The sequence below is a fragment of the Mesorhizobium sp. USDA 4413 genome, from assembly GCF_056280365.1.
Map to the genome: position 1 here is coordinate 5120748 of NZ_JBVPRP010000001.1, position 23253 is coordinate 5144000.

General features: G+C 64.1%; 17 protein-coding genes. 10 read left to right on the forward strand and 7 right to left on the reverse strand.

The genetic code is table 11. From position 1 onward, the window contains the following. Positions 1-14 precede the first annotated feature (14 nt). The 6 genes from ACVMIM_RS25150 to ACVMIM_RS25175 form a co-directional block, all read right to left on the reverse strand. The gene (locus ACVMIM_RS25150; protein WP_476115187.1) at positions 15-1022 is read right to left on the reverse strand and encodes an NAD-dependent epimerase/dehydratase family protein; all 1008 of its coding nucleotides are present in this window, start codon (positions 1020-1022) and stop codon (positions 15-17) included. Beyond that, the gene (locus tag ACVMIM_RS25155) at positions 1019-1468 is read right to left on the reverse strand and encodes an EamA family transporter (RefSeq protein WP_476115189.1); all 450 of its coding nucleotides are present in this window, start codon (positions 1466-1468) and stop codon (positions 1019-1021) included. The genes ACVMIM_RS25150 and ACVMIM_RS25155 overlap by 4 nt, the downstream gene beginning before the upstream one ends. Positions 1469-1590: 122 nt before the next feature. Then, positions 1591-2943 (reverse strand): FAD-binding oxidoreductase, encoded by a 1353-nt coding sequence (locus tag ACVMIM_RS25160; RefSeq protein WP_476115191.1) that lies wholly within the window; start codon positions 2941-2943, stop codon positions 1591-1593. Further along, on the reverse strand, positions 2943-4376 hold the full coding sequence (locus ACVMIM_RS25165) for a UbiA family prenyltransferase (RefSeq protein ID WP_476115192.1): 1434 nt from the start codon (positions 4374-4376) through the stop codon (positions 2943-2945). Before ACVMIM_RS25165 ends, ACVMIM_RS25160 begins: the two co-directional genes overlap by 1 nt. A 260-nt stretch (positions 4377-4636) precedes the next feature. Continuing rightward, the gene (locus tag ACVMIM_RS25170; RefSeq protein WP_041003900.1) at positions 4637-4900 is read right to left on the reverse strand and encodes a hypothetical protein; all 264 of its coding nucleotides are present in this window, start codon (positions 4898-4900) and stop codon (positions 4637-4639) included. A 184-nt stretch (positions 4901-5084) separates the two neighbouring features. Then, the gene (locus tag ACVMIM_RS25175; RefSeq protein WP_476115193.1) at positions 5085-7574 is read right to left on the reverse strand and encodes a mechanosensitive ion channel family protein; all 2490 of its coding nucleotides are present in this window, start codon (positions 7572-7574) and stop codon (positions 5085-5087) included. Positions 7575-7768: 194 nt separating this feature from the next. Between ACVMIM_RS25175 and ACVMIM_RS25180 the strand changes: the two genes are divergently transcribed. From ACVMIM_RS25180 to ACVMIM_RS25200, 5 genes are all read left to right on the forward strand, one after another. Continuing rightward, complete coding sequence (locus ACVMIM_RS25180; protein ID WP_476115194.1) at positions 7769-9028, forward strand: sarcosine oxidase subunit beta; 1260 nt, start codon at positions 7769-7771, stop codon at positions 9026-9028. 68 nt (positions 9029-9096) lie between these two features. Further along, positions 9097-9375 carry a sarcosine oxidase subunit delta gene (locus tag ACVMIM_RS25185; RefSeq protein WP_041003893.1) on the forward strand — a complete coding sequence of 93 codons (279 nt, stop codon included), beginning with the start codon at positions 9097-9099 and terminating at the stop codon, positions 9373-9375. Further along, positions 9372-12365 carry a sarcosine oxidase subunit alpha gene (locus tag ACVMIM_RS25190; protein ID WP_476115195.1) on the forward strand — a complete coding sequence of 998 codons (2994 nt, stop codon included), beginning with the start codon at positions 9372-9374 and terminating at the stop codon, positions 12363-12365. The genes ACVMIM_RS25185 and ACVMIM_RS25190 overlap by 4 nt, the downstream gene beginning before the upstream one ends. Positions 12366-12372: 7 nt before the next feature. Next, positions 12373-12960 (forward strand): sarcosine oxidase subunit gamma family protein, encoded by a 588-nt coding sequence (gene soxG / locus ACVMIM_RS25195; RefSeq protein WP_476117354.1) that lies wholly within the window; start codon positions 12373-12375, stop codon positions 12958-12960. 220 nt (positions 12961-13180) lie between these two features. Continuing rightward, positions 13181-14563: an MFS transporter gene (locus ACVMIM_RS25200; protein ID WP_476115197.1), complete on the forward strand. Its 1383-nt coding sequence runs from the start codon at positions 13181-13183 to the stop codon at positions 14561-14563. A 27-nt stretch (positions 14564-14590) separates the two neighbouring features. On the opposite strand, the gene ACVMIM_RS25205 is transcribed toward ACVMIM_RS25200, so the two are convergent. Then, positions 14591-15295 carry a nitroreductase gene (locus tag ACVMIM_RS25205; protein WP_476115198.1) on the reverse strand — a complete coding sequence of 235 codons (705 nt, stop codon included), beginning with the start codon at positions 15293-15295 and terminating at the stop codon, positions 14591-14593. Between the two features lie 296 nt (positions 15296-15591). On the opposite strand from ACVMIM_RS25205, the gene ACVMIM_RS25210 reads away from it, so the two are divergent. The 5 genes from ACVMIM_RS25210 (at position 15592) to ACVMIM_RS25230 (ending at position 23208) form a co-directional block, all read left to right on the forward strand. Further along, on the forward strand, positions 15592-16134 hold the full coding sequence (locus tag ACVMIM_RS25210) for a helix-turn-helix domain-containing protein (protein WP_476117356.1): 543 nt from the start codon (positions 15592-15594) through the stop codon (positions 16132-16134). 99 nt (positions 16135-16233) lie between these two features. After that, complete coding sequence (locus ACVMIM_RS25215; RefSeq protein WP_476115199.1) at positions 16234-18687, forward strand: GcvT family protein; 2454 nt, start codon at positions 16234-16236, stop codon at positions 18685-18687. Next, positions 18684-19583 (forward strand): homocysteine S-methyltransferase family protein, encoded by a 900-nt coding sequence (locus ACVMIM_RS25220; protein ID WP_476115200.1) that lies wholly within the window; start codon positions 18684-18686, stop codon positions 19581-19583. The genes ACVMIM_RS25215 and ACVMIM_RS25220 overlap by 4 nt, the downstream gene beginning before the upstream one ends. Then, positions 19583-20764: a pyridoxal phosphate-dependent aminotransferase gene (locus ACVMIM_RS25225; RefSeq protein WP_476115202.1), complete on the forward strand. Its 1182-nt coding sequence runs from the start codon at positions 19583-19585 to the stop codon at positions 20762-20764. Before ACVMIM_RS25220 ends, ACVMIM_RS25225 begins: the two co-directional genes overlap by 1 nt. After that, positions 20761-23208 (forward strand): GcvT family protein, encoded by a 2448-nt coding sequence (locus tag ACVMIM_RS25230; protein WP_476115203.1) that lies wholly within the window; start codon positions 20761-20763, stop codon positions 23206-23208. The genes ACVMIM_RS25225 and ACVMIM_RS25230 overlap by 4 nt, the downstream gene beginning before the upstream one ends. Positions 23209-23253 lie beyond the last annotated feature (45 nt).

The window sequence follows — 23253 nt, forward strand, 5'->3', positions numbered from 1 at the left end:
CTCCCCTTCGCGCCCTATTCGGCCGGCACATGTTTCGTGGCGACGGCGTGGCCGTCCTTCTTGGCGCGGTATTCGCTGTAGGCGGCGATCAGCATGTCCTCGTCACGATATTGTGGCACCCAGCCGAGCTGGCGCTCGGCCTTGGACACGTCGAGCACGCATTCCTCGTCGGCGATCAGATACTGCTCCGGATCCATGATCGGCATGTTGAGCAAATCGAGCAGGTCGAGGGTGCGCTTGACCGCCCAGCCGGGCGTCGGCAGCAGGATCGACTTCGAGCCGGCATGGCGGATGAGATCGCCAAGCAATTTTTTGACCGGCGGCGGATTGAGCGAGCCGAGATTATAGGCCTCGTTCGGCACGCCGGCTTTCCAGGCCGCGCGGGCGGCCTCCGCGCAGTCGAACACCGAGATGAACTGGTAGGGGTTCCTGCCCGAGCCGATCATCGGCACCGGAAGATTCCAGTCGATCAGCTTGAACAGCTTTTCCAGGATGCCGAGCCGTCCGGGCCCGATGATCAAACGCGGTCTGAACAGCGAGATCGACATGCCGCGCTTGCGCCATTCGGCGGCGAGCTCCTCGGTCTTCAGTTTCGACAGCCCGTACTCGCCGAGCGGCGCCACCGGATGATCCTCGGTCATCGGCAGCACCACCGTGTGGCCGTAGATCATGTCGGTCGTGTAGTGGATCAGCTTCGAGGCGCCGGCCTTGTCCATCGCCTGGATGATGTTCTCGGTGCCGTGGAAATTCACCGGGAAGAAGAAATCGTGCCGCTTGGCGCGCACCTGGATCGGCGACAGCATCTTGGCCGAGAGGTTATAGACCATGTCGTCGGCCTTGAGTCCGACCGCTGCGACCGAGGCCGGATCGGTGATATCGCAGGTGATGAAGCGCACCGAGCGGTAATGCGGCAGGTCGCTCTTGACGATATCGGCGACGACGACAGTCTCGCCATCGGCGACGAGCTTGGGGGCAAGGTGACGGCCGACGAAGCCGTCGCCGCCGAAAATCACATGTCTCATCGCACGATCTCGCTTATGCCGATCTTGTCGGGATTGATGGATGCGGTCCGGTCCTCATGTCCGCGTCCACCCATTTCTCTGCCACTCTGCGCGATCAGGATCGTGCCGATGCAGATGCAGGCGATGCCGGCGATGCGCCAGCCGTTGAGGTCCTCGCGGAAGACGAAATAGGCAAAGATCGCCACGGCGACATAGGCGAGGCTGAGGAATGGATAGGCGAAGCTGAGCTCGACCTTGGACAGCACGTAAAGATGCGATGCCATCGATATGACGAAGGTGCAGAGGCCCAGGAACACCCAGGGGCTGAACACGATCTGCAAAAGCTTGACGAGCGGATTGACGCCTTCGAAGGAGATCGGCCCCATCGACATCATGCCCTGCTTCAGCATCAGCTGCGCCGCGGCATTGGTCATGACCGTGAAGAGAATGAAGATTATATATTTCATTGTTGCCACCCGCCCCTTGGGCGGTCCTACTACAAACCTGCAAATATTTCGTGAAGCCGCGATGTTGTTTCGGGTAAACTATGGCATAACGCTTTATTTACCATGATTTGCACGACTTTTATCTATTCAGCGGCTTCGGCTCTCCCTTGTCCGATCTCCAATCTCCTGGCGGTACGCGCCCAGAAGCTCGATATGAAAGCCGGGTCGCGAAGCGCGTCCAGCCGCTGCCATTGCGGGAACGACGCGGCGAATGTCTCAGCTCCCATCCGGGCGTCCTTGTAGGGGTTAACCGCGCCGCCCGCCTCGACCGTGATGCGATCGAGATCGGCGAGCAGCCGCAACGTCCTTTCACCCCGGTTGGGGAAATCGAGCGTCAGCGTATAGCCGGGCCGCGGGAAGGACAGTAGCGCCGGCGAGCGGATATCGCCGAAGCGCTTGAGCACGGTCAGGAACGATCCCTGGCCTGCCCGCCGTGCCGTCTCGAGCAGCGCCGGCACGATGCGGCGCGCGTTGGCCTGCGGCACCACGCTTTGGTGCTGGAAAAGCCCGCGTGGCCCGTAGAGCCGATTCCAATCGCGGACGCCGTCGAGCGGAAAGAAGAAGCCCTGATAACCCGCCTGGCGCTGAACCGGAGACTTGCCCTTTTTCCAGTGATAGGCCGCGTTGAAGACCGTGAGGAAGGGCCGGTTGAGGATATTGAACGGCGGCTGCACCGGCACGGAAAACCGGCTGCCGGCGCGCGCCGCCGCGTGCGAGCCGTGTTCGGCATGATTGCCGGTGAACAAAAGGCCGCGTCCGCGACCGTGGCCGCCGGCAAGCTGATCGATCCAGGCGACGGCATACTCGTTGGCCCGGTCGGCAGCCTCGGCAAGATCGAAGAATTCGCCGAGATCGCGAAACCGCGTCGCACTTTCCGTGATATCGAGCGACGGCACCCGCATCAGCTTGATCGAGGCCGAAAGGATCAAGCCCGTCAGCCCCATGCCGCCGATCGTCGCCCGGAACAGGCGGACATTTTCGGTCGCCGAGCAGCGATAGGTCCGGCCGTCGGACCGAAGCAGCGTCAAGGCCTCGACATGGCAGCCGAAAGTGCCGCGCCGGTGATGGTTCTTGCCGTGGACGTCGTTGGCGATCGCGCCGCCCAGCGTCACGAACTGCGTGCCTGGAACCACGGCCGGAAAGAAGCCGTAGGGCGCGGCGTAAGCGATGATATCGCAAAGCAGCGTGCCGGCATCGGCTTCGAGCACACCGGTCTCAGCATTGAAGGAACGGATACGGTTGAGCGGCCGCATGTCGACTACCATGCCGGCATCGTTCTGGCAGCTGTCGCCATAGGAGCGCCCATTGCCGTAGCCGAGCAGCGATCCGGTCTTCGCCTCGCCGCGCTTCAGCAAGGCGATCGCCTCGTCCGCCGGGATAGCCATGCGCGCCGGCGGGGTCGCCATTCCGAAGCTGCCGAAGCGCTCGCGCCCCATCACCAGCCTCCAACGACGAGGAAGACCGCGCCGATGGCGACGACGATCTGGCTGCGCCAGTCGCGGATGATGAAGACAACCGGATCGTCATGCATCTCGTCGCGCCGGGCGAGGATCCAGACACGCATCGTGAGGTAGAGCACGATCGGCGCCAGCGGCCATATCAGCCAGGGATGCGGGTAAAGCTCGCGCACCGCCGGGCTGTCCATATAGAGCGCCAAGACCAGCGCCGAGGAGAAGGCCGACGCCATGCCGGCCTGGGCGACGATCTCCTGGTCCTCGGTGCGATAGCCGCGGCCGGCGATGCGCTCGCCCGGCGGAATGGCCGTGGTGCGCAGTTCGACGAAGCGCTTCACCAGCGCCAGCGACAGGAAGAAGAAGATCGAGAAAGCAAGCAGCCAGAAGGAGACATCGACGCCGGTGGCAGCCGCGCCGGCCAGCACGCGGATCGTGTAGAGGCCCGCAAGCGTCAGCACGTCGACCAGAAGCATGCGCTTGAACGACAGCGAATAGGCGGTGGTGATAACGATATAGCCGGCAAGCACGCCGAGGAATTCGACGGGAAGGAACAGGCCGGCGGCAATGCCGATCGTAAGCAGCGCGATGATCGCGCCGAGGCCGAACGGAATGGACAACGCGCCGCTGGCGAAAGGCCGGTTGCGCTTTGTCGGATGCTTGCGGTCGAGCGCCAGGTCGAAGAAATCGTTGAGGATATAGATAGCGGATGCCACGGCGCTGAAGGAGACGAACGCCAGCAGGCATTCCCAGATCATGTTCGGATTGAAATATTCGTGCGACAGCACCATCGGCACGGCGATCAGCGCGTTCTTCAGCCACTGATGCATGCGCAGCATCTTGACGTAGGTCCTCAGCGTCGGCTTGGGCGCCGGCATGGCATCGGCCCGATGCGCTGCCTGCCAGCGCCGGGCGCTGCGGTCGGGCGCCACCACGAGCGCGTTGCGCGCGGCGTCGAACACTTTGAGGTCGTGACGGCTGTTGCCGGCATAGTCGAAGCCTGCGTCGCCATAGGCGGCGACAAGGGCTGAGCATTTCTTGGCCGACGTCATGTTGTGCGGACCGTCGGTCGCCAGCACATGATCGAAAATGCCGAGATGCGCCGCGATCGCCTCCGCGAACCTACGCGGCGTTCCCGTCGCCAGCACGATCTTGCGGCCCTCCCGATGCTCGGAGCGCAACCGGTCGAGCAGATCCTGACGATAGGGCAGCGAGGCCGGGTCAATGTCGACGCGGCTGGCGATCTCCCGCTTGAGTCGGGCCGGTCCACTGGTCAGCCAGAACGGCAGGAGAAAGACATAGAGCGGGTTCTTCTTGAGGAGGATGAACAGGCCTTCCCACAGAAGGTCCGTTGCAATCAGCGTGCCGTCGAGATCGACCGCAAGCGGGATTGCGTTCCTGTCCGACCTCGCGTCCATTGTCCTGCCCCGATCGAGCGCAGGATCCCGAGACTGCGATCTCGGAAGGGACCTTGCGCCAATTCAACCCACGCCGTGTGCCGGCGTCCTCGGGTCAGATATAGCCGGGGATGACGCAGCGAACGTTAAAACGCCCGGTTGCAGCGCGTAGCCATACCGGTTTTCGGGCATTGTCGTTAAGTGTCGGCTACCCGAAACGATAAAAGGCCGGACATCGGTCCGGCCTTGCCAATCTTGCGCAGCCAATCTTGCGGCATTGGTTATTTGATACGGGCCGACCCGCCCGAAATTTCCACCGTTTCCGAGCCGGTCAGAGCTTCGAGGTCACCATTGGGCAGGGTGACGAAGCAGCCGTTCGGGCAGAACTCCACCGTCTCGCCGGCAGCAAGCGTCAGCTCGCTCTTGGCGCCGCCTTCGGTCACGACCAGGGTCCGCGTCTGAGCGTCCCTGTTGATCGCGCTGGCGGCGAAAGCCGAACCGCCCAGGGCCAGCAAAGCGATGGCGGTAACGACAGACTTCCACATTGCAATTCCGGTGTTTCACACACCGCCTCTGTTCAAATTTGCAAGGCATTCTCGCCCTTTGCATCGAAGCTTATATGAGATGTTACCTGAACCGCAACTGAATGCCGCATTCATGCCACAATCGGTTTGGGATGGCCTCAGCATGCCCATTTGCAGGCCGGCCTCACCGGAATCTCGATGCACCTCAGCCCGGGTCGGGCTTGCGGCCCCTCCGCTTCATCTTGGCGAGCCGCTCCCGCTCGGCCGCGGCTTCCGCTTCCAGCCTCTGGCGCTCGGCGAATTCGGCTTCGATCTTGTCGTCGTCGATCGGCCAGGGTTCGTGCTTCTTGCTCTCGACCACGGCGCGCGGCGTCGATGGTATCTCGATCTGCTCCTCGTCGAAGATATCGAAAATGGCAAAGCGGATATCGTTCTGCACGACGCTGCCGTTCATGATGTCGGCGACGAACAGGCGGATCTCGAATTCGAGCGCGGCCGACCCGAAATTGGCGAAAAGGACGAACGGCTCGGGGTTCTTCAGCACCATCGGATGGGCGCGCGCAATGTCCGTCAATATGGCATGGACGCGCTTGACGTCGCTGCCATAGGCAACGCCGACCTTGATGTCGATGCGCCCGAGCTTGTTGCGGTGTGTCCAGTTGCCGACCGCATTGTTGATGAGATTCGAGTTGGGCAGGATCACGGCCTGGCGCTGGAAGGTCTCGATCTCGGTCGCGCGCACGCTGATCTTCCGCACCGTACCGCTGACGTCGCCCGCGACGATCCAGTCGCCGACCTTGAACGGCCGCTCGGCAAGCAGGATCAGGCCTGAAACGAAATTCGACACGACGTTCTGCAGACCGAAGCCGATACCCAGCGAAAGCGCACCGGCAACCAGCGCCAGATTGGAAAGATCGATGCCGGCGGCCGAGATACCGACTAACGCGGCGACCGCCACGCCGGCATAGCCGACGCCGAGCCGGATCGAGTTGCGCACACCGGCATCGACCTTGCCGCGCGCCATCACCGAGCCGTCCAACCAGCCCTGGAACCAGCGCGTCAGGAAATAGCCGATGACGAAGACGACGATGCCGCTGAGGATGCCGAGGAACGAAATGGTCACCGAACCGATCGTCACGCCGGTCGCCAGCTTGTAGGCCCAGGCCTCGATATCGCCGGGCTGGAAGCCCCACATCAACAGGATCAGCGGCAGGAATATCAGCACGATCATCAGATTGATGGCGATGCTGACGACGAGGCCGAGCTGGTCGAGGGCGGTATCCTCGTAGCTGGAGTTTTCCGAAAGCCATCGCCCCACCGAAGTGTCGGCGAAGCCTCCCTCTTCCCCGATCGCGCGTGCCGACAGGAAGCCGATATAGGCCGTCACCAGCACGGTGCCGGTCACCACAACCTGGAACGACACGAAAAGCGCCAGGCCGATATAGCCAAGCAGCGCCGCCGCAATGGTGAACAGGCCAAGCGCGATGGCAATGAAGCGAAGCCATGCCGGCCAGGGGCGCCATGAGCCATCAGCCGCCCTGAACGGCCGCAGCAGTCCCATCAGGATCAGGATGACGCCGACGATGATGGTGGCGACAAAACCCCTGCCGATCGTCAGCGAAAGCGGCGAGCCCATCTTCTCGTTGACGACCGACAGGAAGTAATTGAACCCGAGCACCAGCGCCATGGCGGTCGTCAATCCGACCAGCCAGCGCGCCGGGCCGGTCGCGACCGGGATCAGGCGCCAATTGGGCAGGCGCGGCTCGAGCGCAGCGTTGGTCAGCCGGTTGACGCAGAAAACCATGCCGATCACCGTCAGCAAGGCATTGAGGAACGTGCCGATATCGCCACGCAGCACGTTGTAATAATTGAAGAAGAAGACGGCCGAGGCGAAGAAGACGCCAAGCGCCAGGGTCGGCAGCAGCGTCGACCAGAAGGCCACCGACAGGCGGCTGAGATAGGAAGGGTCCTCGACGGTGGGGTCGGCCTCGAATATGCGGCCGAACAAGCGCCTGCCGCCTATCAACAACACCGCCGCCAGCGTCAGCGCCATAAGCGTCGCCGCAAGGATCGCCTGGAACTTGAACCTGATGGCGAAGCTCAGCCACGACGACACCGCCTTGTAGAGGCCCGTGAACTGGTCATGTGCGTCGGAAAAGGCCTGCGGGCTGAGCGCCTCGGTCAGATCATAATGCTTGGTGATGACGCTGCGGAAAAGCTCGCTGCGCATGACCGCGATCTTGTCGACCAGCCCGTTGACGCGGATCGACAGGTTTTGCGCGCTGGCGACGATCGCGTTGATCTGAGCCTTTTCCGCGGCGAGCGCGCCGCGCTCGTTGCTGACGATCACCGGCTCGGCGGGTTGTCCCTGCGCCGGCGGCGGGCCCAGAACCTCGACGCGATTGTTGATCTCGGTGAGGCGTTGCCTGAATACCAGCGCGCTGTTCAGCGCCGCGCGCGAAATGTCCTCCAGCTGCAACCGGATGTCGACCAGCCCTGCATCGTCCTGGTCGGGTTCGCTCAGTTTCTTCTCCAGGCCATCGGTCTTGGCCGTCAGATCCTGGATGACCTTTGTCTGGTCGGCGATGAGCTGCGACGACCCCTGGCCGATCGCCTGCGCCGATGCCTCGAGCGCCGGCTGCCCGAAGACGGCGACGATAACGACCAGGATCAGGCGTAGCAGGCGGAAGAACATCACTTGGCTGGCGACTCGCGGCCGAAAAATCCCCGAAATTTCCGCCTTTGATAAAGACCGGCATATCGGGCGGCAAGCCGTCCCGATCGCATCGATGAGAGTCGGCCTGGCGAAAAGCGATGGCGTAATCTTGGCTTTGCGCCTCCCGCCTGCTCTATAGTCTGCCGCCTCGCATCATAAGGACGACAGGAAGAATGGCGGAATATTCAGCCTTTTCGCTGCTCAAGAACGCGCTGACCGGCAATAAGGATTGGAAGCCCGCCTGGCGCAAGCCGGACCCCAAGGCGTCCTATGACGTGATCGTCATTGGCGGAGGCGGCCATGGTCTTTCAACCGCCTATTACCTTGCCAAGGAGCACGGCATCACCAATGTCGCGGTGCTGGAAAAGGGCTGGCTCGGCTCCGGCAATGTCGGCCGCAACACCACTGCGGTTCGCTCCAACTATCTCTTGCCGCAGAACACCCGCTTCTACGAACATTCGATGAAGCTGTGGGAGAACCTGTCGCACGATCTCAACTACAACGTCATGTTCTCGCAGCGCGGCTGCTTGAACCTTGCCCACACGCCCGCCCAGCTCGACGACTATGCCAGGCGCGGCAATGCCATGCGCCATCTCGGCGTCGATGCGGAACTGTGGGGTGTCGACCGGATCAAGCGGCTTGTGCCGGCGCTGGACGTCTCGGGGTCGGCGCGCTTCCCCGTCCTTGGCGGGCTGATGCAGCCGCGCGCCGGCACGGCCCGGCACGATGCGGTCGCCTGGGGCTATGCGCGCGGCGCCGACCGGCGCGGCGTCGACATCATCGAGAATTGCGAGGTGACCGGCTTCCTGCGCGACGGCGACCGCATCAACGGCGTTACGACGACGCGCGGCGAGATCCGCGCCAGGAAGGTCGCGCTTGCGGTTGCCGGCAGCACCGGCCACGTCATGCAGCTTGCCGGCATTTCGCATATGCCGATCGAGAGCCACGTGCTGCAGGCCTTCGTCTCAGAATCGCTGAAGCCCATCGTCGATACCGTCCTCACCTTCGGCATGGGCCATTTCTACATCTCTCAGTCCGACAAGGGCGGCCTCGTCTATGGCGGCGACCTCGACGGCTACAACAGCTACGCCCAGCGCGGCAGCTTGCCGATCGTCGATGAGGTGATGAGCGAGATGCTGGCGCTGTTCCCCGGCCTGGCCCGGGTGCGCATGCTGCGCTCCTGGGGCGGGCTGTGCGACATGACGATGGACGGCTCGCCGATCATCACCACCGGGCCGCTGCCGGGCATGTATCTCAATTGCGGCTGGTGCTATGGCGGCTTCAAGGCGACGCCCGCCTCCGGTTGGTGCTTTGCCTACACCATCGCCAAGGACGAACCGCACGAGTTCAACGCGCCCTTCACGCTCGACCGCTTCTATCGTGGCTTGATCATCGACGACAAAGGCCAGGGCGCGAACCCGCGGCTGCATTAGACCATGATCCCAAAAAATCGGACGCCGGTTTTGGAAAAGATCGTGGTCAAACAAGAAGATAAATAAGAATGCTTATCACCTGTCCCTATTGCGGCCCGCGCGACGTCATCGAATTCACTTACCAGGGCGACGGCAACCGTGAGCGGCCGCAGCCGGCCTCGCAGAATCTCGACGCCTGGAACGCCTATGTCTACGACCGGCTGAACCCGGCCGGCGACCATAACGAGATCTGGCAGCACTCCGGCGGTTGCCGGTCCCATCTGCGCGTCGTTCGCAACACCGTCACGCATGAAATCCTGAGCACCTCCTTCGCCCGTGGCGGCCACAAGACGGAGAGCCGCTCGTGAGCCCCCGCCGCGCCGAAACCGGCGGCCGGATCGACCGGCTGCGCACCATCCGCTTCACCTTCGACGGCGCGCCTTACACCGGCCATGCCGGCGACACGCTGGCCTCGGCGCTGCTCGCCAACGGCGTGACGCTGTTCGGCCGCTCCTTCAAATATCACCGTCCGCGCGGCCTGCTTGCCGCCGGCGTCGAGGAGCCGAACGCGCTGGTGACGGTGCTGCGCGGCGAGGTGCGCGAGCCCAACATTCCAGCCACCATGGTCGAGATCTATGACGGACTGGTCGCCGTCAGCCAGAACCGCACGCCTTCGCTCGCCTGGGACATCGGCGCGCTCAACCAGCTCGGCGGCAAGCTCCTGTCGGCCGGCTTTTACTACAAGACCTTCATGGGTCCGGTGATCGGCCCGCTGAAGGGCACGCGCTTCTGGATGTTCTGCGAGCATTTCATCCGCCGCGCCGCCGGCCTCGGCAAAGCGGGTGTCGCCCCCGATACCTCGCGCTACGAGCGCATGAACGCTTTTTGCGACGTGCTGGTCGTCGGCTCAGGTCCGGCCGGACTGATGGCGGCGAAAGCCGCCGCCGATCAGGGCGCCCGCGTCATTCTTGCCGACCTCGAAGCCCACTTCGGCGGCTCCGCCAACTGGTCGAGCGAAACCATCGACGGGATGCCTGCGGCCGACTGGGCCCAGCGCATGGTTGCGCAGCTCGGAGGCAACGACAATGTGCGTCTTTTGCCGCGCACGACGGTGTGGGGCTATTACGACGGCAACACGCTTGCCGCGCTGGAACGGGTGACCGACCATAAGGAAGTGGCCGCCAAGGGCGAGCCGCGCCAGCGCTACTGGGCGATCCGCGCAAGCACAGTGGTTCTCGCCACCGGCTCTTTCGAACGGCCGCTGGTGTTCCCGGGCAACGACCGGCCCGGCGTCATGCTGGCGCATGCGGCACAGCGATACGCAGTTGAATATGGCGTGCTGCCTGGGCAGCGCATCGCGCTCTTCACCAACAATGACAGCGCCTACCGCTCCGCTGCCGCCCTGAAGAAGGCCGGCGCCGCGGTCGTGGCCATCATCGATGTCCGCGGCGACATCTCGAACGACATGCGCCGGCTGGCGAGCGATGCGGAGGCCGAGCTGCTTGCCGGCCACGCCGTGATTGCGACCGAAGGCGGCAAGGCTCTCACCGGCCTCAAGGTACAGCGCTTCGACGCCATGAGCGGCGCGCTGAGCGGCGACGAACGCAGCATCCATGCCGACAGCCTTTTGATGTCGGGCGGCTGGTCGCCGACCATCCATCTCGCCAGCCAGGCAGGCGCCAAGGCGGAATGGGACCCGGCCAGGCAAGCCTTCCTGCCGCCGAAGCCGACGCAGCGCTGGATCGGTGCCGGCGCCTTCACCGGCAGTTTTTCGACCGCCGAAGCGATCGCGGAAGGCCGCGCGGCCGGTCTCCAGGCGGCCGGCGGCGCGGCTTCATCCGCTCCCCTGCCCGTCGTCGAGGCGGTGGCCGGCGATCCCGATCCGGCGCCGGTCTTCGAGATCAAGGCCAAGGGCAAGAGCTTCGTCGATTTCCAGCACGACGTGACCGCCGAGGACGTGCGGCTGGCGCACCGCGAAGGCTTCGTCTCGGTCGAGCATCTGAAGCGCTACACCACGCTCGGCATGGCGACGGACCAAGGCAAGAACTCCAATGTGCCGGGCCTTGCCATCATGGCCGAGGCGCTCGGCAAGCCGATCCCCGAAGTCGGCACGACGCGCTTCCGCCCGCCCTACACGGCGGTGTCGATCGGCTCGCTCGCCGCGGAACGCTTTGGCGATTTGAAGCCCGAGCGGCTGACGCCGATGCATGACTGGCACATCGCCAATGGCGCGACCATGTATTCGGCCGGCCTCTGGTTCCGTCCGATGATGTATGGCCTTGCCGGCGAGACGGTCGAGCAGGCCTATGTCCGCGAAGCGAAGGCCACGCGCGAAAGCGCCGGCATTGTCGACGTCTCGACACTTGGCAAGATCGCGGTGCAGGGACCGGACGCGGCCGAGTTCCTCGACCGCGTTTACACCAACATGTTTTCCACTCTTGCCGTCGGCAAGGCCCGCTACGGCCTGATGCTGCGCGAGGATGGGCTCGCCTTCGACGACGGTACCACCTGGCGCCTTGGCGAGCGTGAATTCCTAATGACGACCACCACCGCCAATGCCGGCAAGGTGATGCAGCATCTGGAATATTTCCTCGACGTCATCTGGCCGGAGCTGAAGGTCACCGTCACCTCCGTCACCGACGAATGGGCGGGTGCCGCGATCGGCGGACCGAACGCGCGCGCCATTCTTGCATCTTGCGTCACCGGCACCGCCGTCGACAATGCCGCTCTGCCCTTCATGGGCATCGTCCACGGCCGGATCGCCGGCGTCCCGGTGATGATCTGCCGCCTATCCTTCTCCGGCGAAATGGCGTTCGAGGTCTATTCCGGCGCCGGCTACGGCACTCATGTCTGGGAGGCACTGATCGAGGCCGGCAAGCCTTTCGGCCTTGTCCCTTATGGACTCGAGGCGCTGGGTACGATGCGCATAGAAAAGGGCCATGTCACCGGCGCCGAGATCGACGGTCGCACCACCGCCCGCGATCTCCATCTCGACTGGATGTTGTCGAAGAAGAAGCCTTTCATCGGCTCGGCCATGATGGACCGGGAAGGCCTTATCGCCCCCGACCGGCTCGAGCTGGTCGGGCTGATCGCCCTCGACAACCGGCCGCTCAACGGCGGCGGTCATATCGTCGAGGAACTGGACGAGGCCAATCCGCACGACTCTCTCGGCCACATCACCGCCTGCTGCTATTCACCGGCGCTCGGCAAGTATATTGCCCTGGCCTTGGTCAAGGGCGGGGAGGCGCGTCACGGGACCCGCGCCTTCGTCTCCGACCCGCTGCGCAACCGGTTCGGGCCGGTCGAGATCGTCTCCAACCATTTCTATGATCCGGACGGGAGCCGCATGCATGGCTGAGCAGCATTTGCCCGAACGCCAATCGCCGCTCGAGCCGGAGTATCATCCGGGTTCGCACGGCAATTTCGAACATGGCGTCGACGTCATCCTGTCCGAGACGCGGCCGGGCTCGATCCTGCAGCTCGCCGCCTGGCCGGGTGAAGAGAAGCGGCTGATCGAAATTATCCGCAACGTCACCGGTCTCGCTCTGCCCGATGGCGCCGGTGGCGGCGTGAGCAGCGGCGCCCGCGCCGCCTTCGGTTTCGCGCCGGGAAAATTCACCGTGGTCGACGAAGCGGAAGGGTTTGCTCAAGCCTTCGCCGGCGCCATCATGCCGGCCATCGGCACGCTGACCGATCTCTCGCATGGCCGCACCGCGATCCGTATCGCCGGCCCGAAGGCCGAATGGGTGATGGCGAAGTTCTTTGCCATCGACTTCGCCTTGCCCGCCTTTCCGCTCGGGGCCGGCCGTTCGACCAATCATCACGACATCTTCGCCCAGATCCAGCGCAGCGGCGCCGACCAGTTCGACATCTACGTCTTCCGCTCTTTCGCGCGCTCGTTCTGGAAGGCCTTGTGCCACGCCAGCGAGGAAGTCGGTTACGAGGTGCAATAGCTTGGCGTTGCAGGCAGGAATTGGTCCAGGCGATTGTCTGGTACTATTGACGGCTACAACTGCTGCTTGAGCATTGGGCCAGCAGGCGCGATAGATAAGGAATCACGCGCGTTTGCAGGACAAACGCTCGCTCAGGCAACCAGTTCGACCATACCCTTCCATGACTGTTGAGACTTCGGCGACGGCCACGACCCGCTTTGCTCCGGCGGAGGGTCCGTCGATGCTGTTGCCGGCAACCGTCGCTTGCGGCGTGTTCATGACGAGCCTCGACCAGAACGTCGTGGTCACCGCGCTCCCCGGCATCGGCGAGAGCCTCGACCGCCCGCCAAGCCAGCTTGGCCTTTTGATCACCGTCTATGTCGCGAGCCTCATCGTCACCATGCCGCTCGGCGGGTGGCTGGCCGACCGCTTCGGCCTGCGCAACGTCTACTGCTTCGCCCTGCTCGTCTTCGCCAGCGCCTCGGCCTTGTGCGGCCTTTCGGAAAACATATGGATGCTGGTCGGCTCGCGCGCCTTGCAGGGCTGCGGCGGCGCGCTGATGGGCACGCTTGGCCAAGTCGTGATCCTGTCGAGCTTCCCGCGCGACCGCACGCTGAAGATCAACATGTATATTTCGCTGGCCGGCCAGTCCGGGCCGCTGGTCGGACCGCTCGTCGGCGGCGCGCTGACCACCTACGTCTCCTGGCGCTGGATTTTCTACATCAACATCCCGATCGCGCTGACTGCCGCGCTTCTGGCTGCCTCCCTGTTTCCAACGACCACCAAGCCGGTGCGCACGCCATTCGATTTTCCGGGCTTCCTGCTCGTCGGCAGCGGCATGGGCCTGCTGGTCTTCGGCATGGACGCGCTTGCCGCCAAGGATGCCGCGAGCAGCCTGATCGGCATCGAGCTCGGCCTGGCGATCGTAATTCTGACGGTTGCCGCCTTCTACTGCCTTCGCGCCCGCAACCCGCTGCTCGATTTAAACCTGCTGCGCATCCGAACTTTCCGCATCTCCTTTCTCACCGGCGGCGGCCTCGACACGATCGGCCTGAGCTCGGTGGTGTTCCTGTTGCCGCTGATGTTCCAGCTCGGCTTCGGCATGAGCGCGGTCCAGGCGGGATCGCTGACTTTCGTCGCCGCGATCGGGTCATTGCTGATGCGCTTCTTCATGCCGCGCCTGTTGAACCGCTTCGGCTTCAAGCGCGTGCTGGTCACCAACACGCCGATCGTCGCCTTGCTGGTCGCCGGCTTCGCCCTGATGCAGGAAAGCCTGCCGGCCTGGATCGTTTTGGCCTACATCTTCACCTTCGGCGTCTTCCGCTCGGTGCAATGGGCCTCGACCGGCAATCTCTCCTATTCGGACATCGCGCCGGAGCAGCTCGCCCGCTTCAGCGCGCTCTATTACATCCTGTGGCAGCTTGCGGTGGCGATCAGCGTCGGCCTCGCGTCGGCGCTCCTGTCGCTGCTTGGCGCCGGCGGCAAGGCCAGCGTCGACGACTATCGCATCCTGTTCGTCATCGAAGGCTTGATCACGCTTTGCGCGCTATTGGCCTATCTGAGGCTCACGCCGCAGGACGGCGCGCATGTCAGCGGCCATGGCGCGCATCTGAGCACGGACTGACAGGCCGGACTGCGACCTGCGCCGACGCTATTCCGCGAAGGTCACCCAATCCTCGAGCGGCGCGCGGTCGGTGCGGAACTCGTTTTCGGGCTTCGATGTGTCCTCGTAGCCGAGCGCCATGCCGCAGACGACGATCTCCTCGTCGGGAATGTTGAGCACCGGCCTGATCTGCCGGTGATAGGGCGCGAAGGCCGCCTGAGGGCAGGTATGCAGTCCCCTGCCCCGCGCCGCGACCATGATGTTCTGCAGAAACATGCCGTAGTCGATCCAGGAACCCTGGTTCAGGCGCCGGTCGATCGTAAAGATCATGCCGACCGGCGCGTCGAAGAAGATGAAATTACGATCGTGCTGCGCCCGCATCTTGTCGACCTCGCGCCGGCCGATGCCCAGCGCGCCGTAGAGCCCGAAGCCGTTGGCGCGGCGACGCGTGAGATAAGGTTCGAAGAACTGGTCGGGATAGTAGCGGTACTCGTCCCACTCGGCCTTTTCGGCGCGAATGCCGGAGTTGAGGATGGCGTCGCTGATGCGCTGCTTGACCTCGCCCTTGGTCACATAGACGCGCCAGGGCTGCATGTTGGTGCCGGACGGCGCGCGCGCGGCGACCGCCAGGATCGCGCGGATCGCCTCGTCGTCGACCATGTCGGGCAGGAAAGCGCGCACCGATCGGCGCGAGGTGATCGCCTCGTCGACGATCGCCGCTTCCGATGCGATCCGGACGTTCTTCTCAAGCATGGGCCGTCCCTTTGCGCATGGCCGGAAACCCGCAACCACGGTTTTCCTGACGACCATCCGCAGACTCTAAGCTAAACTGGTCGCCGACCGGGCGCCCCACTCGCCGCTCGTGCGCGAGCCTTTGCATCAACGGCCGAAATCGCGCAAGCAAATCTTGTGGCCTATGAAAATACCGTTGATTTTTTCATGATTTTACCGTCTCATGAAATTTATCAAGGTTTTTTCACGAGCACTCTTTTCACGAGCACTCTTTGACCACGACCGCGACCAAATCGCAGCACGAGAATGGCGACCGGCTGCTGGCCGGCGACATCCGCGCGCTGCGCAAGGCGCGCGGCCTCACGCTCGCTGAAATAGCGCTCAAGTTAGGCCGTTCGGTCGGCTGGGTCAGCCAGGTCGAGCGTGGTCTTTCCATCCCCTCACTCGGCGACCTCAGGGCATTCGCCGACCTCTTCGATGTTCCGATCAGCCTGTTCTTCAGTCATGACGTGCCTGTCGAACAGGAGCGTGGCGTGATCGTGCGCGCCGGAAGCCGCCGTTCGCTTGGCACAAGTGAATCCGGCCTGGTGGAGGAGCTTCTGTCACCCGACCTCGGCGGTAGCTTCGAGATGCTGCGCTCGGTCTTCGCGCCGGGCGCGAAACTGACGACGGAAGCGCGCCGTCCGACGGAAGAAGCGGGCTATGTCGCGTCGGGCACGTTCGAGATCGAGATCGACGGCGTCTGGCATCGTCTCGGTGAAGGCGACTCGTTCCGCTTCGAAGGCAAGCCGTTCCGCTGGCGCAATCCGGGCATCGAGCCGGCGGTCGTCATTTGGGTGGTTTCACCACCCGTCTATTGATCAATGCATGTCGCCCAAAAGTGCGAAGCGGTTTTGGGATAACGACATGCATCAAAAAGAAGAATCGAAGCGCGAGGCGCTTAGGCTTGGAGGAAGAACATGGCGGACTTGCCGACCACGGCACGCGTGGTGATCATTGGAGGCGGTGTCGTCGGCTGCTCATCGCTCTATCATCTCTGCAAGGCTGGCTGGACCGACTGCGTGCTTCTGGAAAAGAACGAGCTGACCTCCGGCTCGACCTGGCATGCCGCCGGCAACGTGCCGACCTTCTCCTCGTCATGGTCGCTGATGAACATGCAGCGCCACTCGACCGAGCTTTACCGGGGGCTCGCCGAAGCGGTCGACTATCCGATGAACTACCATGTCACCGGCTCGCTCCGGCTCGCCCATACGAAGGAGCGCATGCAGGAATTCCAGCGCGCCAAGAGCATGGGCCGCTACCAGGGCATGGATATCGACGTCGTCGGATTGGACGAGATCAAGCGCCGCTATCCGTTCATCGAGACGCATGAGCTGAAGGGCGCGCTCTACGATCCGAGCGACGGCGACATCGACCCGGCGCAGTTGACCCAGGCGCTCGCCAAAGGCGCGCGCGACATGGGCGCCAAGATCATCCGCTTCTGCCCGGTTACCGGCGTTCGCCGCGAGAACGGCGAATGGGTGGTCGCTACCCCGCAGGGCGAAATTCGCTGCGAGATCGTCATCAACGCGGCCGGCTATCGGGCCGCCGAGGTCGGAAAGATGTTCGGCCGCGACGTGCCGATGATGGTGATGAGCCATCAGTACATATTGTTCGAGGAAATCCCGGAGCTCGCCGCCTGGACGAAGGAGCAGGGTCACAAATTGCCCCTGCTGCGCGACGTCGACACGTCCTATTACCTGCGCCAGGAAAAGAGCGGCATGAATCTCGGCCCCTATGAGCGCAATTGCCGCGCGCATTGGGCGACCCACAACGATCCGATGCCGGAGGATTTTTCCTTCCAGCTTTTCCCGGACGACCTCGACCGTCTCGAGCACTACCTCGCCGACGCCGTCGCCCGCGTGCCGATCCTCGGCACCGCCGGCCTCTCCAAGGTGATCAACGGACCGATCCCCTACGCTCCGGACGGCAACCCGCTGATCGGGCCGATGCCCGGCGTGCCGAACGCCTTCGAAGCCTGCGTCTTCACCTTCGGCATCGCGCAAGGAGGCGGCGCCGGCAAGGTGCTGGCCGAATGGGTGACCGAGGGCCAGACCGAATGGGACATGTGGTCCTGCGATCCGCGCCGCTTCACGTCCTTCGCCTCGGCACCCGATTATTGCGTCGCCAAGGGCATGGAGATCTATGGCAACGAATACGCTATCCAGTTCCCGCGCCATGCCTGGCCGGAGGGGCGCAACCGCAAGCTTTCGCCGCTGCATGAGCGCATCAAGGCGCTTGGCGGCCAGTTCGACGCCTATAATGGCTGGGAGCGCGCCACCTGGTATGCGAAACCCGGCGACGACACGTCCGAGGAGTCCACCCTCACCTTCCGCCGCGACGGACCCTGGCAGCAGCGGGTGCGCGAGGAATGCCTCGCGGTGCGCGACGCCGCCGGCATCCTCGACCTGCCCGGCTTCTCGCGCTTCAATCTCGAAGGCCCTGGCGCCGCCGAATGGCTGTCGCTGCAGGTCACCGGCCTCGTGCCGAAGCCCGGCCGCATCGGCCTCGTCTATTTCGCCGACGACAAGGGGCGCATCGTCACCGAAATGTCGGTCGTGCGCCATGGCGAGGACCAGATGACGCTGATCACGGCGGCTGTCGCGCAGTGGCACGACTTCGAATGGCTGAAGTCGCGCATGCCTGCCGAGGCTGCCTTCACGCTGACCGACCGGACGGAGGAGTACTCCACGCAAATCCTCGCCGGACCAAACTCGCGCAAGATCCTGGCCGAAATCTGCCACGCCGATTTGACCCTGCCCTGGCTGACGCATCAGGAAACGACCATTGCCGGGCGCTGGGCGAAACTGGTGCGCGTCTCCTTCGCCGGCGAACTGGGCTGGGAAATCCACACCAAGGTTGCCGATACGCTGGCGGTCTTCGACACCGTCTGGGCCGCCGGCCAGAAGCATGGCCTAAAACCCTTCGGCATGTATGCGCTGGATTCGCTGCGGCTCGAAAAAGGCTACCGCGCCTGGAAGGGCGACCTTTCGACCGATTATTCGATCCTGCAGGGCGGGCTGGAGCGCTTCGTCAAATGGGACAAGCCGGACTTCCGTGGCAAGGCGGCTTTGCTCAATGAGAAGCAGCAGGGCGTGAAGAAGCGCTTCGTCACTTTGGTCGTCGAAAACCCCGGCGAGTGCGATGCACCCTATATGTCGACACTCTGGCATGACGGCAGGATCGTCGGCGAGACGACCTCGGGCGGCTGGGGCCACCGCGTCGGCAAGTCGATCGCGCTCGGCATGCTGCGCGCCGATCTTACGGAGCCGGGCACGGCGGTCGAGGTCGAGATTTTCGGCGATCGCTTCAAAGCTATCGTCCAGAAGGACGAACCGTTGTGGGACCCGAAAAATGAAAGGTTGAGGGCATGAGCTGCGTCATCCTCACCGATGGCGGCATGGGCCAGGAACTGGTCCGGCGCAGCAAGTCCGAGCCGACTCCGCTTTGGTCGGCCAGGGTGCTGATCGACGAGCCGGACCTGGTGCGCGACCTGCATGTCGAATTCATCCAGGCGGGTGCTCGCGTCATCACCATCAACACTTATTCGGCAACGCCGGAGCGCTTGGCGCGCGAGGGCGCCGAAGATCTGTTCAAGCCATTGCAGAAGCGCGGCATCGAGCTGGCGAGGCAGGCCCGCGACGAGGCTGGCCACACCGCCATTGCCGGTTGCCTCTCGCCTCTCTTCGGCAGCTACGCGCCGGCGCTGACCATATCGTTCGAGGACACGCTCGGCATCTATCGTCGAATCGTCGCCGAGCAGGCCGAAGGCGTCGATTTGTTCCTTTGCGAGACCATGGCTTCCGCCGAGGAGGCGCGCGCGGCCGTCACCGCGGCGTCCGAGAGCGGCAAGCCGGTCTGGGTGTCCTGGACTCTCGCCGACCATGGCGCGCCGCGCCTGCGCAGCGGCGAGAGTGTTGCGGCCGCAGCTAGCGCCCTCGGCGATCTGCCGGTGGCGGCACGGCTGCTCAACTGCTGCCGGCCCGAAGCCGTCGCCGCCGCATTGCCGGAACTCATCGCTCTTGGCGGACCGGTCGGCGCCTATGCCAACGGCTTCACCTCCATCGAGGCGCTCAAGCATGGGGGCACGGTCGACGTGCTGCACGCGCGCCATGATCTCGATCCGCAGGCCTATGTCGACCAGGCCATCGGCTGGGTCGAAGCCGGCGCAAAGATCGTCGGCGGCTGCTGCGAGGTCGGCCCCGCCCATATCGCCGCCCTGCGTGACCGGCTCGCGCAGGCCGGCCACCAGATCTCGGGAGTTTCCTGATGCCAAAGCCATCAAAGCGCATTACCGCCATCGTGCCTTCCGGCAAGGATGGCTGGGAAGTTCATTTCGCCGCCTGGACTCGCAAGCAGGCCGGCGAAGACATCATCGTGCTCTCGGTCGGCGACCACGATTTCGACACGCCCTCGGAAACGATCGAGGCCTGCGTGACGGCCGTGCGCGAGAGTAATCATCACTACACGCCACTTCCCGGCCTGCCGCGCCTGCGCAAGGCGATGGCGGCGGCCTCCACCGCCTGCAGCGGCATCCTGACGGAACCCGACGAGGTCATCGCCACGGCCGGTGGCCAGGGCGCGCTCTATGCCGCCGTGCAGGGGGTGCTCGACCCGGGCGAGCACGCCATTGTCGTCGCGCCTTACTATGCCACCTACCCCAACACCTTCAGCGCCGCCGGCGCCAGCTTCACCGTGGTCGAGACGCCGGCCGAGGATGGGTTTCAACCCCGCGCGGACATGATCCGCTCCGCGCTCAAACCCAACACCCGCGCCATCCTGATCAACACGCCGAACAACCCGACAGGCGCCGTCTATTCGCGCGAACGGCTCGAAGAGCTGGCCGAGATCTGCAAGGAGCACGATCTTTGGCTGCTGTCGGACGAGGTCTACTGGACGCTCGGCGGTGGCGAGCATATCTCGCCGCGTTCGCTGCCCGGCATGGCCGAGCGCACGCTGGTCATCAACTCCATGTCGAAAAGCCATGGCATGACCGGCTGGCGCATGGGCTGGCTGACCGGGCCAAAGGCGATGATCGCGCTGATGATCGACCTCAATCTGGTCACGACCTACGGCCTGCCGGCCTTCATCTCGATCGCCTGCGCCGAGGCGCTGGAGAACCACTATGGCGTGAAGGACATCGCCGAGCGCTACGCGGCGCGACGCACGATGTTCCTGGACGCCATACGCGGCGCCAATGAGCTCACCGTGCGCGGCTCCGAAGGCGGCATGTATGTCATGCTCGACATCTCCGCAGTCGAGCCCGACGACGAGAAGTTCGCCTGGGCGCTGCTCGACAAGGAGAAGGTCGGCGTCATGCCGGGATCGAGCTTCGGCGAGGCCGCCGCCGGGCATATCCGCATCAGCCTCTGTCAGCCCGAACCCATCCTCAAGGAAGCAGCACTTCGCGTGCGCCGCTTCGCTTCCAACTATCGCCGCGAGGCCGCATGACCAAGACCATCCCGACCAAGGCTCGCGCTGTCATCATCGGCGGCGGCGTGTCCGGCTGCTCGGTCGCCTACCATCTGGCCAAGCTCGGCTGGACCGATATCGTGCTGATCGAGCGCAAGCAGCTCACCTCAGGCACCACCTGGCACGCGGCCGGCCTGATTGGCCAGCTGCGCGGCTCGCAGAACATGACGCGCCTGGCGAAATACTCGGCCGATCTCTACGTCAAGCTCGAAGCCGAGACCGATGTCGGCACCGGCATGCGCCAGGTCGGCTCGATCACCGTCGCGCTGACCGAGGAGCGCAAGCACGAGATCTACCGGCAGGCTTCGCTCGCGCGCGCCTTCGATGTCGATGTGCGCGAGATTTCGCCGCGCGAGGTCAAGGAGATGTATCCGCATCTCAATGTGTCGGACGTGGTCGGCGCCGTGCATCTGCCGCTCGACGGCCAGTGCGACCCGGCCAACATCGCGATGGCCCTGGCCAAGGGCGCGCGCCAGCGCGGCGCGACAATCATCGAGAACGTCAAGGTCACCAAGGTCCACACGAAGAACGGCCGCGTTTGCGGCGTCTCATGGGCGCAGGGCGAGGAGCAAGGCACGATCGAGACCGACATCGTCGTCAACTGCGCCGGCATGTGGGCGCGCGAGCTTGGGCGGCAGAACGGGGTGACCATCCCGCTGCATGCCTGCGAGCATTTCTATCTCGTCACCGAACCGATCCCCGGCCTCTCCCGCCTGCCGGTGCTGCGCGTGCCGGACGAGTGCGCCTATTACAAGGAAGACGCCGGCAAGATGATGCTCGGCGCCTTCGAGCCGGTGGCGAAGCCCTGGGGCATGGACGGCATCCGCGAGGATTTCTGCTTCGACCAGTTGCCCGAGGACATGGAGCATTTCGAACCGATCCTCGAGATGGGCGTCAACCGCATGCCGATGCTGGGCACCGCCGGCATCCACACCTTCTTCAACGGCCCCGAGAGCTTTACGCCCGACGACCGCTATTATCTCGGCGAAGCGCCGGAGCTTTCCGGCTACTGGATGGCGACCGGCTACAACTCGATCGGCATCGTTTCTTCGGGCGGCGCCGGCATGGCGCTGGCGCAATGGATCAACGACGGCGAGGCGCCCTTCGACCTGTGGGAGGTCGACATCCGCCGCGCCCAGCCCTTCCAGAAGAACCGCCGCTATCTGAAGGAGCGTGTCTCGGAAACGCTCGGCCTGCTCTATGCCGACCATTTCCCCTATCGCCAGATGGCGACCTCGCGCGGCGTGCGCCGCTCGCCCTTGCACGAGCATCTGAAAGCGCGCGGCGCCGTCTTCGGCGAGGTGGCGGGCTGGGAGCGCGCCAACTGGTTCGCGCGCGAAGGCCAGGAGCGCGAATACCGCTATTCGTGGAAGCGGCAGAACTGGTTCGAGAACCAGCACGACGAGCACCTCGCGGTGCGCAACGGCGTCGGTCTGTTCGACATGACATCGTTCGGCAAGATCCGCGTCGAGGGCCGCGACGCCTGCGTGTTTCTGCAAAGGCTCTGCGCCAACGACGTGGATGTCGCTCCGGGCAAGATCGTCTACACGCAGATGCTCAATCAGCGAGGGGGCATCGAGAGCGACCTCACCGTGACGCGGCTGTCGGAAACGGCCTATTTCCTCGTTGTGCCGGGCGCTACGCTGCAGCGCGACCTTGCCTGGCTGCGCAAGCACGTCGCCGACGAGTTCGTCGTCATCACTGATGCGACGGCGGCCGAGGCTGTCATCTGCCTGATGGGACCGGATTCGCGAAAGCTGATCCAGAAGGTCAGCCCGAACGATTTTTCCAACGAGGCCAATCCGTTCGGCACCTTCCAGGAGATCGAGATTGGCATGGGTCTAGCTCGCGCCCATCGCGTCACCTATGTCGGCGAGCTGGGCTGGGAGCTCTATGTCTCGACCGAGCAGGCCGCCCATGTCTTCGAGGCGATCGCTGAAGCCGGCGCCGATGTCGGCCTGAAGCTCTGCGGCCTGCATACGCTCGATTCCTGCCGCATTGAAAAAGCCTTTCGCCATTTCGGCCATGACATCACCGATGAGGACAATGTGCTGGAGGCGGGCTTGGGCTTTGCCGTCAAGACGAGCAAAGCCCGCTTCATCGGCCGCGACGCGGTGCTGAGGAAAAAGGAAGCCGGCCTGTCACGCCGTCTGCTGCAATTCCGCCTGAAGGACCCGCAGCCTCTTCTCTTCCACAATGAGGCGATCCTGCGCGACGGCAAGATCGTCGGGCCAATCACCTCCGGCAATTACGGCCACCATCTCGGCGGCGCGATCGGGCTCGGCTATGTGCCTTGCCAGGGCGAGAGCGAGGCGGATGTGCTTGGCTCGTCCTACGAGGTGGAAATCGCCGGTGAGCGTTTTGCGGCGGAAGCATCGCTGAAGCCGATGTATGACCCGAAGGCGGAACGGGTAAAGATGTAGCGTCGGCGTCCCCTTCTCCCCGTTCAACGGGGAGAAGGTGCCCGA